General features: G+C 56.4%; 16 protein-coding genes. 6 read left to right on the top strand and 10 right to left on the bottom strand.

The window, feature by feature from the left end:
• Positions 1–1,299: a D-amino acid dehydrogenase gene (locus BM007_RS16420; RefSeq protein ID WP_032647721.1), complete on the bottom strand. Its 1,299-nt coding sequence runs from the start codon at positions 1,297–1,299 to the stop codon at positions 1–3.
• Positions 1,300–1,620: 321 nt separating this feature from the next.
• Between BM007_RS16420 and BM007_RS16415 the strand changes: the two genes are divergently transcribed.
• A complete protein-coding gene (locus BM007_RS16415; RefSeq protein ID WP_024909810.1) occupies positions 1,621–3,153 on the top strand; it encodes a SpoVR family protein in 1,533 nt (510 codons plus the stop codon).
• Between the two features lie 117 nt (positions 3,154–3,270).
• Here the strand turns inward: BM007_RS16415 and fadR are convergent, their stop codons facing one another.
• On the bottom strand, positions 3,271–3,990 hold the full coding sequence (gene fadR / locus BM007_RS16410; protein ID WP_024909809.1) for a fatty acid metabolism transcriptional regulator FadR: 720 nt from the start codon (positions 3,988–3,990) through the stop codon (positions 3,271–3,273).
• A 201-nt stretch (positions 3,991–4,191) separates the two neighbouring features.
• Between fadR and nhaB the strand changes: the two genes are divergently transcribed.
• Positions 4,192–5,730: a Na(+)/H(+) antiporter NhaB gene (gene nhaB / locus BM007_RS16405; RefSeq protein ID WP_090419823.1), complete on the top strand. Its 1,539-nt coding sequence runs from the start codon at positions 4,192–4,194 to the stop codon at positions 5,728–5,730.
• 143 nt (positions 5,731–5,873) lie between these two features.
• Positions 5,874–6,404, top strand: a complete 531-nt coding sequence (dsbB, locus tag BM007_RS16400; RefSeq protein ID WP_024909807.1) for a disulfide bond formation protein DsbB — start codon at positions 5,874–5,876, stop codon at positions 6,402–6,404.
• A gap of 125 nt (positions 6,405–6,529) precedes the next feature.
• On the opposite strand, the gene BM007_RS16395 is transcribed toward dsbB, so the two are convergent.
• From BM007_RS16395 to BM007_RS16385, 3 genes are all read right to left on the bottom strand, one after another.
• Entirely contained in the window at positions 6,530–6,970 is a 441-nt protein-coding gene (locus BM007_RS16395; protein WP_024909872.1) for a YcgN family cysteine cluster protein, read from the bottom strand.
• 93 nt (positions 6,971–7,063) lie between these two features.
• On the bottom strand, positions 7,064–7,723 hold the full coding sequence (locus BM007_RS16390) for a fumarylacetoacetate hydrolase family protein (RefSeq protein ID WP_048992179.1): 660 nt from the start codon (positions 7,721–7,723) through the stop codon (positions 7,064–7,066).
• A gap of 47 nt (positions 7,724–7,770) precedes the next feature.
• The gene (locus BM007_RS16385) at positions 7,771–8,046 is read right to left on the bottom strand and encodes a YcgL domain-containing protein (RefSeq protein WP_029742143.1); all 276 of its coding nucleotides are present in this window, start codon (positions 8,044–8,046) and stop codon (positions 7,771–7,773) included.
• Between the two features lie 123 nt (positions 8,047–8,169).
• Here BM007_RS16385 and minC point away from each other — a divergent pair, with 123 nt between their 5' ends.
• From minC to minE, 3 genes are read left to right on the top strand one after another with little or no spacing between them, the layout of a single operon-like run.
• Entirely contained in the window at positions 8,170–8,877 is a 708-nt protein-coding gene (gene minC, locus BM007_RS16380) for a septum site-determining protein MinC (RefSeq protein WP_023312186.1), read from the top strand.
• 23 nt (positions 8,878–8,900) lie between these two features.
• Positions 8,901–9,713: a septum site-determining protein MinD gene (minD, locus tag BM007_RS16375; protein WP_008500505.1), complete on the top strand. Its 813-nt coding sequence runs from the start codon at positions 8,901–8,903 to the stop codon at positions 9,711–9,713.
• 3 nt (positions 9,714–9,716) lie between these two features.
• Positions 9,717–9,986: a cell division topological specificity factor MinE gene (gene minE / locus BM007_RS16370; protein ID WP_008500504.1), complete on the top strand. Its 270-nt coding sequence runs from the start codon at positions 9,717–9,719 to the stop codon at positions 9,984–9,986.
• A gap of 74 nt (positions 9,987–10,060) precedes the next feature.
• On the opposite strand, the gene rnd is transcribed toward minE, so the two are convergent.
• The 5 genes from rnd to BM007_RS16345 form a co-directional block, all read right to left on the bottom strand.
• Positions 10,061–11,188, bottom strand: coding sequence for a ribonuclease D (rnd, locus tag BM007_RS16365; protein ID WP_090419898.1), 1,128 nt, complete (start codon positions 11,186–11,188; stop codon positions 10,061–10,063).
• Positions 11,189–11,259: 71 nt separating this feature from the next.
• Entirely contained in the window at positions 11,260–12,945 is a 1,686-nt protein-coding gene (gene fadD / locus BM007_RS16360; RefSeq protein WP_133549346.1) for a long-chain-fatty-acid--CoA ligase FadD, read from the bottom strand.
• Between the two features lie 203 nt (positions 12,946–13,148).
• The gene (locus tag BM007_RS16355) at positions 13,149–13,730 is read right to left on the bottom strand and encodes a Slp family lipoprotein (RefSeq protein ID WP_090419820.1); all 582 of its coding nucleotides are present in this window, start codon (positions 13,728–13,730) and stop codon (positions 13,149–13,151) included.
• 37 nt (positions 13,731–13,767) lie between these two features.
• Complete coding sequence (gene tsaB, locus BM007_RS16350; protein WP_024909864.1) at positions 13,768–14,463, bottom strand: tRNA (adenosine(37)-N6)-threonylcarbamoyltransferase complex dimerization subunit type 1 TsaB; 696 nt, start codon at positions 14,461–14,463, stop codon at positions 13,768–13,770.
• A gap of 66 nt (positions 14,464–14,529) precedes the next feature.
• Positions 14,530–16,440, bottom strand: a complete 1,911-nt coding sequence (locus tag BM007_RS16345) for a DNA repair helicase YoaA (protein ID WP_090419817.1) — start codon at positions 16,438–16,440, stop codon at positions 14,530–14,532.
• Positions 16,441–16,493 lie beyond the last annotated feature (53 nt).

Below are 16,493 nucleotides of genomic sequence, written 5' to 3'. Positions count from 1 at the left end.
TTAGTTATGCGCGCCGTGCAGATGCTGTGGACGCGAAGGCGTAAACCCCGATTGATAGCGTGCGGCGCTTAAATCGTCAAACGGAATTGCCGGCGTGCGCCCGGAAATCAGGTCGCTCAGCAGTTGGCCCGATCCGCAGGCCATCGTCCAGCCAAGCGTGCCGTGGCCGGTATTGGTCCACAGGTTTTTAAACGGCGTGCGGCCCACGATCGGCGTGCCGTCCGGGGTCATCGGACGCAGGCCGGTCCAGAACGTCGCCTGCTCCACAAAGCCACCGCGCGGGAAGAGATCGCCCACCACCATCTCCAGCGTTTCACGACGCGGCTGTAGCAGTTCGGTGTTGAAGCCGACAATCTCCGCCATGCCGCCTACGCGAATGCGGTTATCGAAGCGGGTAATGGCTATTTTGTAGGTTTCATCCAGAATGGTCGATACCGGAGCGCCGCTCTCTTCTTTCACCGGAATGGTCAGCGAGTAGCCCTTGAGTGGGTAGACCGGAATGTCGAGAATACCTTTCAGCATGGCGGTGGAGTACGAACCAAACGCCATCACGTAGGCATCGGCTTTGATCACCTCGTCGCCGCACTTCACGCCGTAAATTTTTTCCCCTTCCGACAGCAGCTTGTCGACAGAGGTGTTAAAGCGGAACTTCACCCCTGCCTGCTCGCACATTTGCGCCAGACGTTGCGTAAAGAGCTGGCAGTCGCCGGTTTCGTCATTCGGCAGGCGCAGGCCGCCCGTCAGCTTATGCGCCACTTCCGCCAGCGCCGGTTCAACCTGGCCAAGCTGGCTGGCTTCCAGCAACTGGTACGGTACGCCGGCATCTTCCAGCACGGCGATATCGCGGGTGGCATTTTCGTACTGTTGCTCGGTGCGGAACAGCTGCAGCGTTCCGCCCTGACGGCCTTCGTACTCAATCCCCGTCGACGCGCGCAGCGCTTTCAGGCAGTCGCGGCTGTATTCCGCCAGGCGCACCATGCGCCCTTTGTTCTCCATGTAGTGGCGGGTGTCGCAGTTGCGCAGCATCTGCCACATCCACTTCAGCTGGAACTGCGTGCCGTCAAGGCTGATGGCCAGCGGCGCGTGGCGCTGGAACATCCATTTAATCGCTTTCAGCGGAACGCCCGGCGCAGCCCACGGAGCGGCATAGCCGGGAGAGATTTGCCCGGCGTTCGCCGCGCTGGTTTCGAGCGCCGGACCGGATTCACGATCGATAACGGTTACGTCATGTCCCGCCTGACTTAAATACCAGGCGCTGGTTACCCCAACGACACCACTTCCCAGTATGACAACACGCATAGCCACTCCATTATGTGCAAAAGAACAATCTTCTAATTACAGATTGATAACCTAGTTGAAAATATTATTCAACATATGACTTTTTTATGGTGACTTACCTCACACATCCCCCAGCATCAGGGGATAGCGCTAATTTGGGATCTCCTGCTGCGCGCTATTTTTAACCAGCATAATATGCTGAGACATACCGTTTTTTTGCCGCATCAAAAACGCGAAATCGCAAAGAAAAAATTTCTGCCCCAGCACGCTTTTTAACACGTTGATCTATGCTTGAAAGGAGGCTCTCCAGACAGAGAGAGCACCCACAACGAGGGCGCGCTAATGGCTACTATTGATTCCCTGAACAAGGACAACACACGTCTGAGCGATGGACCCGACTGGACCTTCGAGCTGCTGGATGTTTACCTCGCCGAAATCGACCGGGTCGCAAAACTGTATCGTCTGGATACCTATCCCCATCAGATTGAAGTCATTACGTCCGAACAGATGATGGACGCCTACTCCAGCGTCGGGATGCCGATTAACTATCCACACTGGTCGTTTGGTAAAAAATTTATTGAAACGGAGCGGCTGTATAAGCACGGCCAGCAGGGGCTGGCGTATGAGATTGTCATTAACTCCAATCCGTGTATCGCCTATTTAATGGAAGAGAACACCATTACCATGCAGGCGCTGGTGATGGCGCACGCCTGCTACGGGCACAACTCCTTTTTCAAGAATAACTACCTGTTCCGCAGCTGGACGGATGCCAGCTCCATCGTCGATTACCTGATCTTCGCCCGTAAATATATTACCGACTGCGAAGAGCGCTACGGCGTGGACGAAGTGGAAAAACTGCTCGACTCCTGCCACGCGCTGATGAACTACGGCGTGGACCGCTACAAACGCCCGCAGAAAATCTCACTGCAGGAGGAGAAAGCCCGGCAGAAAAGCCGCGAAGAGTATCTGCAGAGCCAGGTGAACATGCTGTGGCGTACCCTGCCGAAACGTGAGGAAGAAAAAGCGGTCGCCGAAGCGCGTCGTTATCCGTCCGAGCCACAGGAAAACCTGCTCTATTTTATGGAGAAGAACGCCCCGCTGCTGGAGCCGTGGCAGCGTGAGATCCTGCGCATCGTGCGCAAGGTGAGCCAATATTTCTATCCGCAAAAGCAGACGCAGGTGATGAACGAAGGCTGGGCGACCTTCTGGCACTATACCATCCTCAACCACCTGTATGACGAGGGTAAAGTTACCGAGCGGTTCATGATGGAATTCCTCCACAGCCATACCAACGTGGTGTTCCAGCCGCCCTACAACAGCCCGTGGTACAGCGGCATTAACCCGTATGCGCTTGGCTTTGCCATGTTCCAGGACATTAAGCGTATCTGCCAGTCGCCAACGGAAGAAGACAAGTACTGGTTCCCGGATATCGCCGGCTCTGACTGGCTGGAAACGCTGCACTTTGCGATGCGCGACTTCAAGGATGAGAGCTTCATCAGCCAGTTTATGTCGCCGAAGATCATGCGTGACTTCCGCTTCTTCACCGTGCTGGACGACGACCGCAACAACTATCTGGAGATCTCCGCAATCCACAACGAGGAGGGTTACCGTGAGATCCGCTCTCGCCTCTCTTCCCAGTACAACCTGAGCAACCTTGAGCCGAATATTCAGGTGTGGAACGTCGATTTGCGCGGTGACCGCTCCCTGACGCTGCGCTATATCCCGCACAATCGCGCGCCGCTGGATAAAGGGCGCAAAGAGGTGCTGAAGCATGTGCATCGCCTGTGGGGCTTTGACGTGCAGCTGGAGCAACAGAATGAAGACGGGAGCGTCGAGCTGCTGGAACGCTGCCCGGCGCGGTTGAATACGCTGTAGTGCAGCCTTTTTTGCCCGGTGGCGCTACGCTTACCGGGCCTACAAGACCCGCAGGTCGGGTAAGGCGTAGCCGCCACCCGACGAAAAAAAAACCTCTCATACGAGAGGTTTTTTATTTCAGCGGCTCTGAATCGCCAAATCGCCCGGCAACGTTTTCTGCATGCGGTGCCAGATTTCACCGGAATCATGACCGTAGCGGCGCACCGTCTCATAAACCTGATCGTGCAGGCCTTCGGTACAGAGCTTGCTCAGCTTATGGTAGAAGCCCAGCGCCAGGCTACGCGCTTCCGGATTGGCAAAGTAGTGGCGGCCGATGCGGGTATAAAGCCCTTTCATACCGTTGAGGATCAGGCCATACACCGGGTTGCCGGAGGCAAACGCCAGGCCGCGAAACACGTTGTAATCGAGGGTGGCAAAAGCATCGGCGTGATCTTCCACCTCGTTCGCTGTGGCCAGCACCGCAAGGGCGTCTTCCGGATGCTGACGGAAAGCGGTACGAATAAAGATCGTCGCGATGTTGGTGCGAACGGATAGCAGATTATCAATGAGCTGCGGCACGCTTTCATGGTCGAGACGCGCCAGCGTTTCAAGAATGTTCAGCCCGGACGTTTCCCAGAAGTTGTTTACTTTCGTCGGCTTGCCGTGCTGGATAGTCAACCAGCCATCGCGCGCCAGCCGCTGGAGCACTTCACGCAGCGTGGTGCGAGTGACGCCAATCAGTTCAGAGAGTTCGCGTTCAGCCGGAAGAATGGACCCCGCAGGGAAACGATTATTCCAGATGCTTTCAATGATGTACTCTTCCGCGAAACCCGCCGGGCTCTGCGCCTTAATGACCATAGTGAGATTTCCATTACACAGCTTTAGCAAATTGGACTCATCATACCAGAGGCAGCCAGTGGCAGGTAGCACGGCAAAGAGAGAAAAGAGGGATCGCCGTTTCATTTTTATGAAATTTACAATGCAGCCTTATCCGCCTCCAGGCCGCGATTTTTGCGTATACTGATGTTTTGTCTTACTTGACGGGGATGGACGTCTGTCGTGGAAATTTCTTTTGGGCGCGCACTGTGGCGCAACTTTTTAGGCCAGTCTCCGGACTGGTACAAACTTATACTTCTGGTGTTCCTGGTCGTTAACCCTCTCCTCTTTAGCGTAAACCCGTTCATTGCCGGGTGGCTGCTGGTGGCGGAGTTTATCTTCACCCTGGCCATGGCGCTGAAATGCTATCCCCTGCTGCCGGGCGGACTGCTGGCGTTTGAGGCCGTCGTCATCGGCATGACCCGCGCCGAGCACGTCAAAGCCGAGCTGGCATCCAATCTCGAAGTGCTTCTGCTGCTGATGTTTATGGTGGCGGGCATCTACTTTATGAAACAGCTGCTGCTGTTTATCTTCACGCGCCTGCTGCTCAGCATTCCGTCGAAAATGTTGCTCTCGCTGGCGTTTTGCCTTGCGGCCGCCTTCCTGTCGGCCTTCCTGGATGCGCTGACGGTCGTCGCGGTGGTGATAAGCGTAGCGGTGGGGTTTTACGGTATTTATCACCGCGTGGCCTCCTCTCGTCCGGGCGAGGATTTGCAGGATGACAGCCACGTCGATGCGCATAATCGTGAGGTACTGGAACAGTTTCGCGCCTTCCTGCGCAGCCTGATGATGCATGCTGGCGTCGGTACCGCGCTGGGCGGCGTGATGACCATGGTGGGCGAACCGCAAAACCTGATCATTGCCAAAGCGGCGGGCTGGCACTTCGGTGAGTTCTTCCTGAGAATGGCGCCGGTGAGCATACCGGTGCTTTTCTGCGGGCTGGCGACCTGTCTGCTGGTGGAGAAGTTTCGCCTCTTTGGCTATGGGGCCCAGCTCCCGGAGCCGGTACGTCAGGAGCTGCATAAATTCGATCTGCAGAGCCGACGCCAGCGGACGCGCCAGGAGACGCTGCGTCTGATTGCCCAGGGGATCATCGGCGTCTGGCTGATCGCCGCGCTGGCGTTCCATCTTGCCGAAGTGGGGCTGATTGGCCTGTCGGTCATTATTCTCGCCACCACCTTTACCGGCGTGACGGACGAGCATACCATCGGTAAGGCGTTTACCGAAGCCCTGCCATTTACCGCCCTGCTGGCGGTGTTCTTTGCCGTCGTGGCGGTGATAATCGACCAGCATCTGTTCGCGCCGATTATTGCCTTTGTCTTAAAGGCATCGCCGGATGCTCAGCTGTCGCTGTTTTACCTGTTCAACGGCCTGCTCTCGTCGATCTCAGATAACGTCTTCGTCGGGACGGTCTATATCAACGAGGCCAAAGCGGCTATGGAGCAAGGCGTTATCAGCGCCGGACAGTTTGAGCTGCTGGCCGTGGCGATCAATACCGGCACCAACCTGCCATCGGTGGCGACGCCAAACGGCCAGGCCGCCTTCCTGTTCCTCCTGACCTCCGCCCTCGCGCCGCTCATACGACTTTCTTATGGCAGGATGGTGTGGATGGCGCTGCCCTATACGCTGGTGCTCACGATCGTGGGATTGCTTTGCGTCAAAATTACCCTCATTCCCTGTACGCAATGGTTGATACAAGCGGGTATACTTGCGGCGCAATAAACACTGCATCTCGGGCAGTTCGCTGCCCGTTTGCCTTTTCGCACGATAAACATCCAATTACGTTTTATTTCGCCAGGTACAGGTGGCGCGAAAAACGAATTCGTTTACACTGCGATTTCTAAGCATGTTCCAGGGAAATGATTATGTTGAGATTTTTAAACCAGTGCTCCCGCGGTCGCGGAGCGTGGTTGTTAATGGCCCTGACCGCCTTTGCGCTGGAAATGGTCGCGCTGTGGTTCCAGCATGTAATGGGACTCAAACCTTGCGTGCTTTGTATTTATGAACGCTGCGCGCTGTTCGGCATTATGGGTGCGGGCCTGGTGGGCGCGATTGCCCCAAAATCGCCGCTTCGCTATGCCGGTATTGCCATCTGGATATACAGCGCCTGGAAAGGAATTGAACTCTCCTGGCAGCACACCATGATGCAATTGCATCCGTCACCGTTTATGACCTGTGATTTTGCCGCCCGCTTCCCGAGCTGGCTGCCGCTGGACAAATGGCTGCCGCAGGTGTTTGTCGCATCCGGTGACTGCTCCGTTCGTCAGTGGGAATTCCTGACGCTGGAGATGCCGCAGTGGCTGGTGGGCATTTTTGCCGCATACTTCGTCGTGGCGCTGCTGGTGCTGATTGCCCAGCCGTTCAAACCGAAGAAACGCGATTTGTTCGGAAGGTAAAAGCAAAACGGCAACCGAGGTTGCCGTTTTTAGTGTTTGCGCCCTCTCCCGTGGGAGAGGGTTGGGGTGAGGGCATCAGGCCGCACAAACACAAGAAAAAACCCGCCTAGGCGGGTTTTTTTATCTCAACGGGTCGGGTGGTTCATGATGTGGTCTTCCCAGTCACGCACCTCGGACTCTTTCACCGCGATGTGGCGCACTGAAATGCGCTCACCGTGCATCGCCGCTTTTGAACCGGTTAACAGCGGATGCCAGTCAGGCAGACCTTTCCCTTCCGCCAGCAGGCGATACGCGCAGGTATGCGGCAGCCATTCAAAGGTGGGCAAATTATCCCGGGTTAACTTGATGCAATCCGGCTCAAACTCGAAGCGGCGCTCATAGTTACGGCACTGGCAGGTTTTAATGTTTAACTGCTTGCAGGCAACGTTGGTGAAGTAGATTTCGTCCGTGTCTTCATCCATCAGCTTGTGCAGGCAGCACTGACCGCAGCCGTCGCATAAGGATTCCCATTCCGCGTCCGTCATGTCGTCGAGAGTTTTGCTTTGCCAGAAAGGGATGTCGTTCATCAGGATGTCCACACGTCAAAAGAAAGCGCACCTTATAACGAGTCTGGCACGTCGATGCAAGTTTTGCCGCCCTTTTCAGGCGGCAAGAGGAGGTTACAGCACGCGGGTTTTCAGCGACAGGCCGTTAAAACCGACCTCAAGCTCGTCACCGCTGAGCAGCGGGCCAACACCTTCTGGGGTTCCGGTCAGGATCACATCGCCCGGCTTCAGGGTAAAGAAGCGGCTCATGTAGGCGATCAGCGGCACAATCTTATGGATCATGTCTGCCGTGGTGCCCTGCTGGCGGATTTCACCGTTAACCTTCAGGCTGAGCGGGGTGTCCTGCGGATCGCCGGTAAATTCGCTCACCGGCACAAACGCCGAGATCGGGCAGGAATTATCAAACCCTTTGGCTTTTTCCCAAGGCTGCCCGGCTTTCTTCATTTTGCCCTGCACGTCACGTAGCGTCAGATCCAGCGCCACGCCGTAGCCGGCAATCGCTTTCTGAACATGATCTTCGGAGGCCTGACGCAGCGTTGCGCCGATCAGCACGGCGAGTTCAACTTCGTGATGCACCGAGCCGAGCCCCTGCGGCAGGGCCAGCGGCTGGCGGATATCGCAAAGCGCCGTTTCAGGCTTAATGAACAGAACCGGCTCTTCTGGCGTCGCGCTGCCCATCTCCTGAATATGTTTTGCATAGTTGCTGCCCACGCAGACGACTTTGCTGACGGGATAATCCAGTAATGCACCTTGCCAGTTGTGATGTTGATACATGGTCGACCCCTAAACGGTTGATGTGTTGTGCCCAAAAACAGTTGAGACTATTTTTTACCGTTCGCCTCAAGATGCTGTTTTAATAAATTCTCGGGTGGCGGTGGAAGCTGTAAATAATAGCCTTGCTCGGCTAAGGCCGTTTTTACTTTATCCAGATCGGCATTAATCAGTTTCTTACGACCATCAAGCGGCAGCAGCATCGCCAGCTGTGGTCGGCCAAAGTTCTTCATTAATTCTTCAGGCACGCGTGAAAAATCGTCTTTCTTTTCGACATAAAGATAGGTCTGGTCACGGCTTGTACTTCTGTAGATCACACAAAACATGTTTTTACTCTGAATTAATGGGTGGTTGCTTGCCTCAATATACTCCTGACTATAACATGCCTGATACTCTTCGGAATATCGCAGCGAGTGGTTGCGGTTAATAGCAAATTGAGTAAGGCCAGGATGTCAAACACGCCCATCGAGCTTAAAGGCAGTAGCTTCACCTTATCAGTGGTACATTTGCATGATGCAAAACCCGAGGTTATTCGTCAGGCGTTAGAGGACAAAATCGCCCAGGCTCCCGCCTTTCTGAAGCACGCCCCTGTTGTTATCAACGTTAGCGGTCTTGAGGCTCCGGTTAACTGGAAACTTCTCCAGCAGGCCGTCTCCTCGACCGGACTGCGTATCGTGGGCATCAGCGGCTGCAAAGATACTGAGCTGAAAGCGGAAATTGAGCGTGCGGGGCTGCCTCTTCTGAATGAGGGCAAAGAAAAAGCCTCGCGTGCGGCACCCGTTGCCGTGCAAACGCCCCCTCCTGCGGTGCAAAACGTTACTACCGTCACAAAAACGCGAATGATTGATGTGCCGGTTCGTTCCGGTCAGCGCATTTATGCACCAAACTGTGATCTGATTGTTACAAGCCACGTCAGTGCTGGCGCTGAGCTGATTGCAGATGGCAACATTCACGTATACGGTATGATGCGTGGACGTGCGCTCGCGGGTGCAAGTGGCGATCGAGACGCGCAAATATTTTGTACTCACCTGACGGCGGAACTGGTGTCCATCGCAGGTGAATATTGGCTGAGCGACAAGATCCCAGCCGAATTTTATGGCAAAGCGGCTCGCCTGCTTCTGGCAGACGACGCGTTGACCGTTCAACCGTTGAATTGATCCCTTTTTAACAAGGAATTTCTATGGCACGCATTATTGTTGTTACTTCGGGTAAAGGAGGCGTTGGCAAGACCACCTCCAGCGCGGCCATCGCTACTGGTTTGGCCCAGAAGGGAAAGAAAACCGTCGTTATCGACTTCGATATCGGCCTGCGTAACCTCGACCTCATCATGGGATGTGAGCGTCGCGTCGTGTATGACTTCGTGAACGTCATTCAGGGCGATGCCACGCTGAACCAGGCGCTGATTAAAGACAAGCGCACCGAGAACCTCTACATTCTCCCGGCCTCTCAGACGCGTGACAAAGACGCCCTGACCCGTGAAGGGGTAGAAAAGGTGCTCGACGAGCTGAAAAAAATGGAGTTCGACTTCATTGTCTGTGACTCCCCTGCCGGCATCGAAACCGGTGCTCTGATGGCGCTCTACTTCGCTGATGAAGCGATCATCACCACCAACCCTGAAGTTTCATCCGTGCGTGACTCAGACCGTATTCTTGGGATCCTCGCCTCTAAATCCCGTCGTGCGGAAAATGGCGAAGATCCGATTAAAGAACACCTGCTGCTCACCCGCTACAACCCGGGCCGCGTGAATAAAGGTGACATGCTGAGCATGGAAGACGTGCTGGAGATCCTGCGCATTAAGCTGGTGGGCGTTATCCCGGAAGATCAGTCCGTGTTACGCGCCTCTAACCAGGGCGAGCCAGTGATCCTGGATACAATGGCAGATGCAGGTAAAGCTTACGCCGATACCGTTGACCGTCTGCTGGGAGAAGAACGTCCTTTCCGCTTCATTGAAGAAGAGAAGAAAGGTTTCCTCAAACGCCTGTTCGGAGGATAAGTTATGGCATTACTGGACTTTTTTCTCTCGCGGAAAAAGAACACCGCCAACATCGCAAAAGAACGTCTGCAAATTATCGTTGCGGAGCGTCGTCGTAGCGACGCCGAGCCTCACTACCTGCCGCAGCTGCGTAAGGACATTCTGGAAGTGATCTGTAAGTACGTGCAGATTGACCCGGAGATGGTGACGGTGCAGCTGGAACAAAAAGACGGGGATATTTCGATTCTGGAGCTGAACGTGACGCTCCCGGAAGCGGAAGAGTCGCGTCCGTAGGTTTGTGATTTCGTAGCCCCGGTAAGCGCAGCGCCACCGGGGGAATATGCCGGGTTTATCACCCGGCATATTTTTTATCGCGGATAACCTTCCAGCAACGTATTCAGACGATCGGCCATCAATTCCCCGCGCCATCCCGCCATCATTTCCGGTACGCCATTCTGCGGCTTCAGCTTCCAGTGCCAGTTAAGCAGCTGGTTAATCTGACGGCGTGAAGCGAGCAGTTCCGCGCTCAGCTTGCTTTCCGTTGCCACCATCTGCACCAGCGCTTTGATATCTTTAAACGCTTTGCGATAGCCCGGCATATCCATCAGGTTCAGCAGCGGTTCCGGCAGCGCATCTTCCGGCAGCTCCTGCGCTTTTGCGACCAGCGCCAGCAGGGTTTTGCCGTGGAAGCGGATCTCGCTGCCCGAAAGCCCAATGCTGTCCAGCTCGCCCAGGCTGCCCGGCATATAGCGCGCCACCGCCCAGAGATGTTCTTCGCGAACCACAAAGTTAACGGCCAGATCGCGCTCGCGCGCTTTACGCAAACGCCAGTCTGCCAGCAGCTGCAGGCACGCCAGCTGACGCGTACGCAGCTGCCAGGCGTTGCTGATGTCGCGCCAGGCCTCTTTCGGGTCAACTACTTCCTGACGACGCTGCTGGGTCATACGACACTCGTCGAGCGCTGCAGGCAGCCATCCGGAGGCTTCTGCCTCTTTCATTAACTGTCCGGCAATCGGCAGCAGGTAAAACACGTCTGCCGCCGCATACTCCAGTTGACGCTCGGTTAGCGGACGCGCCAGCCAGTCGGTACGGGATTCACTTTTATCCAGCGTCAGCCCCGTATACTCCTCTACCATGGCAGCAAAGCCCCATGAGAGGGGACGATTGCTGAATGCCGCGAGGATCTGCGTGTCAATCAGCGGCTGAGGCATGATGCCAAAGGTGTTCAAAAAGACTTCCAGATCTTCACTGCCTGCGTGCAGGTATTTCGTCACGGCGGTATCGAGCAGCAGGTCACGCATCGGCGTCCAGTCGGTAATGCCGAGAGGGTCGATCAGCGACACGTGTTTACCGTCGTACATCTGAATCAAACCCAGCTGCGGATAATAGGTCCGGGTACGGACAAACTCGGTATCCAGGGCAATGGCAGGAAAGTCGCGCGTCACTTCGCACAGCGAAGCCAGCTCGTCGTTGGTCGTGATCATCTGGTAATTCAAAACGGGTTCTCTTTTGTTTGCGCCCATAAAAAACGCCGGCTTAACCGGCGTCTGGGCGATTAGCGTGAAGCTCAGGCCTTATTGTCTACTTTGCCACGGGCTTCGTCACGTAATTCTCGTCGTAATATCTTCCCGACGTTGGATTTCGGCAGCTCGTCGCGGAATTCCACCAGCTTCGGCACCTTGTAGCCCGTCAGCTGACGACGACAAAACGTTACCAGCGCTTCCTCGGTGAGAGAAGGATCTTTCTTGACCACAAATATCTTCACCGCTTCACCGCTGCTGCCGGAAGGCACGCCGACTGCCGCCACTTCGAGCACGCCGCTGTGCTGCATAACCACGTCTTCGATCTCATTCGGATAGACGTTGAAACCGGAGACCAGGATCATGTCTTTCTTACGATCGACGATGCGCAGGAAGCCTTCGTCATCCATCACCGCAATATCACCGGTGTGCAGCCAGCCGTCTTTGATGATTTCGTCGGTCGCATCGGGGCGCTGCCAGTAGCCCAGCATCACCTGCGGACCTTTGACGCACAGCTCCCCCGGCTCGCCCGGCGCGACTTCGTTATCGTTATCATCGACCAGTTTCGCTTCAGTGGAAGGAACGGGCAAACCAATGCTTCCGCTATGATAGTCGATGTCATGCGGGTTAACGCTGACCAGCGGCGCGCATTCCGTCAGGCCATAGCCCTCCAGCAAATACTGACCGGTGAGCTTCACCCAGCGCTCGGCGACAGCCTGCTGAACCGGCATGCCTCCGCCCGCAGAGAGATGCAGCGTGGAGAAGTCCAGCTGCTGGAACTCTTTGTTATTCAGCAGCGCGTTAAACAGGGTATTTACCCCCGTCATGGCGGTGAACGGGTATTTCGCCAGCTCTTTCACCAGGCCCGGGATATCGCGCGGGTTGGTGATGAGGATGTTCTGACCACCCAGTTCAATAAACAGCAGGCAGTTCATGGTCAACGCAAAGATGTGATACAGCGGAAGCGCGGTGATCACCACCTCTTTGCCCGGATGCAGCAGCGGCCCGTAGGTGGCGTTTACCTGTTCAAGGTTTGCCAGCATATTGCGGTGGGTAAGCATGGCCCCTTTGGCGACGCCGGTGGTCCCGCCTGTGTATTGCAGAAACGCAAGATCTTCCGCGACCACTTCGGGTTTCACATACTGCATACGGTAGCCCGCATGCAGCGCGCGGCGGAAGGAGATGGCGTCCGGCAGATGGTATTTTGGCACCAGACGTTTGACGTATTTGACGACAAAGTTAACCAGCGTGCCTTTGGCGGTGGAGAGCTGGTCCCCCATGCGCGTCAGGATAACGTGTTTCACCTGGGTTTTGTCGACCACCTTTTCCAGCGTATGGGCGAAGTTGGACACAATGACAATCGCGGCCGCGCCGCTGTCGTTCAGCTGATGCTCTAGCTCGCGCGGGGTGTACAATGGGTTGACGTTGACGACAATCATCCCGGCTCGCAGGATACCGAACAACGCCACCGGGTATTGCAGCAGGTTCGGCATCATCAGCGCGACGCGGTCCCCTTTTTGCAGCCCCAACCCTTCCTGCAGATACGCCGCAAACGCCCGGCTGCGCTCCTCCAGCTTACGGAACGTCATCACCTCGCCCATATTCACGAATGCGGGCTGGTCCGCGTAGCGCCTTACCGAGTGTTCAAATAATTCCACCAGGGATTGATAACGGTCAGGATTGATCTCGGCAGGAACATCTGCGGGATAACGGTTAAGCCAAACCTTCTTCAATGCATCACCTCTGAAATGAGTGTTCGTCGTCATCACAACCCCGATAATAAACAGTTTGTTAACATTATATTAACTCAGCGTACCAGTTTATTAATTGTTCAGATTTAAGGTTGCGAAGCGCGTCACTCTTTTTTTTCGTTTTATCCGTAAAAAAACAGAGACAGCGGCTGAGCCGCTGTCTCTTTTCTAACAATAACAGTAAGTTACTCAGTAACGATCGTCTGAACCTGTGCAGGGCCCGGGTTGTACCAACCCCAGCCCGGGTAGCCATAACGATAAGGATGTGGACCCCACATCCACGGATCCATCGGCTGAGGCGGCATGATCACCTGCTGTGCAAGCCGCCAGCGTTTATACCCGTTGACCTGCATGGTCATAAATTTGTACGGCGTGTTGCCGATTTTGCCCTGCACGGCGCCGGTAATCGGCCCGACGACGGTCACCAGCTGTCCGCGGAAATCGACCGGATCGAGGAAACCGCTGACGTCCGCGTAGATACGTCCCCGGGAGGCCTCGCCCAGTACAGGCCGCGCGCCGCTGTCCAGCGGAACGGTGGCGATCTCCAGACGGGTTTTCCCCTGCTGGTTTTGCACGTCTATGACCTTACCGCCAAAGCGTGCTTCCTGGCCGACGTACAGCTCAGGGGCATTCATCACCCGAACCAGATCCTGCTGTGGCGTCGGGCTGCTGCCCTTAATCGCATCAGGAACGGAAACGCATCCGCTCAGTGCTATGGCAACTGTGCCTGCCATAATAAGGGGTACTACTTTAGTCTGAACCGCCATGATGCGACTCCTTTTTCTCAGTTCCTGTTACTGAGATTCACTCGCGGCCCGGAAGTTTCTTCCACGCGACGGTGTTTCGCAAATAAACCGGTTCCGCCTGTTCAACGGCCACGGTTTTTCCTGCTGCGAGCAGCTGGCTGGCAATCGGAAGCATATCTTCAGCAGCCGGGAGCAGCATGTTGCCGTCCACCAGCGTCAATCCGGTGTCGTTCGCCATCTCAGGCCACGCTGGCCAGCCCGTGCCGACGGTCGCCCACTCGCCGGACAGCTGCTTCAGTCGTTCTGTGACCGCTTCTGGCTTAAGCACGGCTTCCGTCTCTTCGCCGTGCCACACGCCCTGCTCGTCGCGGGTGTATTCGGCCCAGTAGACTTCGCCCATGCGTGCATCAATCGCTGCCAGGACGCGCGTTGCCCCGGTCATGCGCCATGCGCCCTGCGCCATGGTGGCAAGGGTAGAGACGCCGATCATCGGCAGTTCGGCGCCCAGCGCCAGCCCCTGCGCAATGCCAATCCCGATACGTACGCCCGTAAAGCTGCCGGGGCCGCGGCCAAAGGCCAGCGCGTCGAGGTCGGTTAAGGAGGTGTTGCCCTGGGTTAAAATGGCTTTTACCAGGGGCAGAATGCGTTGGGTGTGTTCCCGGGGGCACTCTTCGAAATGGGCAGAAACAGCACCGTCGTTCAACAGGGCAACAGAGCAAGCCTCTGTCGCGGTATCAATAGCCAGAATTCGCATCAGTCGTCGCGCTCTCGCAAGGGTCAGTCACAAAATGGCGCGCATCTTAGCACACTCCGGGGTAAATTACTCCGCCGTTGGGTTTGCCAGGAAACGCACCGCGCGTTTTATGTCCCGCGTCCGCGGCGCGGGCGGCAGGCTTGCGAGGAAAGTCGCACCGTAAGGACGCATCACCAGCCGGTTATCGCAGATGACCAGCACGCCGCGGTCGGTGACGTCACGGATTAAGCGCCCTACCCCTTGCTTAAGCGTGATGACCGCATCCGGCAGCTGTACCTCGTCAAACGGATCGCCGCCGCGCAGACGGCAGTCTTCCATCCGCGCCTTCAGCAGCGGATCGTCCGGGGAGGTAAACGGCAGCTTATCAATGATCACCAGCGAAAGCGTGTCGCCGCGCACGTCCACCCCTTCCCAGAAGCTGCTGGTTGCGACCAGCAGGGCATTACCGGCGCTGACAAACTGCTGCAGCAGCTGGCCTTTGCTGGTTTCGCCCTGCAGCAGCACCGGTAGGGTCATCGTGGCGCGGAACTGCTCGGCGAGATCGCGCATCATGGCGTGGGAGGTGCAGAGCATAAAGCAGCGGCCGTTATTGGCCTCGATCATCGGTTTTAGCATTGCAGCCAGATGGCGCGCCGCACCCGGCTGGTTCGGCAGCGGCAGATTACGGGGAACGCAGAGCAGCGCCTGTTTTTCGTAGTCGAACGGGCTGGGCAGGAGCAGCGATTCCGCCTGCTCAATGCCGAGGCGCTCGGTGAAGTGGTGCAGATCGTCATTCACCGACAGGGTTGCCGAGGTAAAGATCCAGCTTCCCGGCTTTTGCGCCATCACCTCTTTGAATTTATCGGCCACCGTCAGCGGCGTGAGCGCCAGCGTGAAATGCCGCGAGGTGCACTCATACCAGTAGCTGTACCCCGGCTGGTTGATCTCTTTCAGCCGTTTGAGCCGACCGCGATAGAGCGTAGCGCGCTCGAAGGCCGCATCCAGCAGCGCGGAGCGGCCGAGGGACAGTTTCGCCACGTCGTAGCAGAGCTCCAGGGCGTCATCGAGCAGCAGCAGCGCGCGCTGGATATTTTTGTCCGCCAGCAGCTCGCGCAGGTTGCCGCGATAGCCCGGCTCGCCGAGCTGTAAGCGGAAATCCTGCGCGCTCTGCGCCAGGCGGTCGGCGCACTTCTGCAGCTGCTGGGTATCTTTGAGTTCGGTCCGGTACGCAATGGTGAAATCTTTCGCCAGATCCTGCAGCTGACGGCTGGAGAGCGACTGACCGAAGTACTGGCTGGCGATATCCGGAAGCTGGTGCGCTTCATCAAAGATCATCACGTCCGCCTCGGGGATCAGCTCGCCGAAACCGTTGTCCTTGACCACCATATCCGCGAGAAACAGGTGATGGTTTACCACCACGACGTCGGCGTCCATCGCCGTTTTGCGCGCTTTCACCACGAAGCAGTCTTTATACAGCGGGCAGTCGCTGCCGAGGCAGTTGTCGTTGGTGCTGGTCACCAGCGGCCAGGCCGGGGAATCTTCCGGCACGCTCGCGCAGGTGCTGATATCGCCCTCTTCGGTCTGGTTCGCCCAGGCACGAAGGATAATAACATCGCTGAGGGTTTGAACAGGCAGGTCGCCGCCCGCCAGCGCCTGCTGCTCAAGGCGCTCCAGGCAGAGATAGTTGGAGCGCCCCTTCAGCAGGGCCAGACGTCCCTTGTATTTCAGCGCCTTAGCTACCGTGGGCAAATCGCGGCTGTAGAGCTGATCCTGCAGCGCTTTTGAACCGGTGGAAATAATCACCTTCTTTTTCGCCCGCAGCGCCGGCGCAAGGTAAGCATAGGTTTTACCCGTGCCGGTACCGGCTTCAACCACCAGCGGCTGAGCCTTATCGATGGCGCGTGCAACGGCGTGCGCCATCTGTCGCTGAGGCTCACGGGGTTTGAAGCCGGGGATAGCCTGCGCTAATTGACCTTCAGGGGAAAAATCGTCTGCCACGGTGCTCTCTCACTGTATTTTTGCACAGGGATTATGTCAGCCCATCCTCTCAT

This window comes from Enterobacter sp. NFIX59, assembly GCF_900113755.1.
In the GTDB taxonomy this organism is placed as follows: domain Bacteria; phylum Pseudomonadota; class Gammaproteobacteria; order Enterobacterales; family Enterobacteriaceae; genus Enterobacter; species Enterobacter pseudoroggenkampii.
The sequence above is the reverse complement of the archived record's forward strand: the minus strand, read 5'-3'. Positions and strand labels throughout refer to the sequence as shown.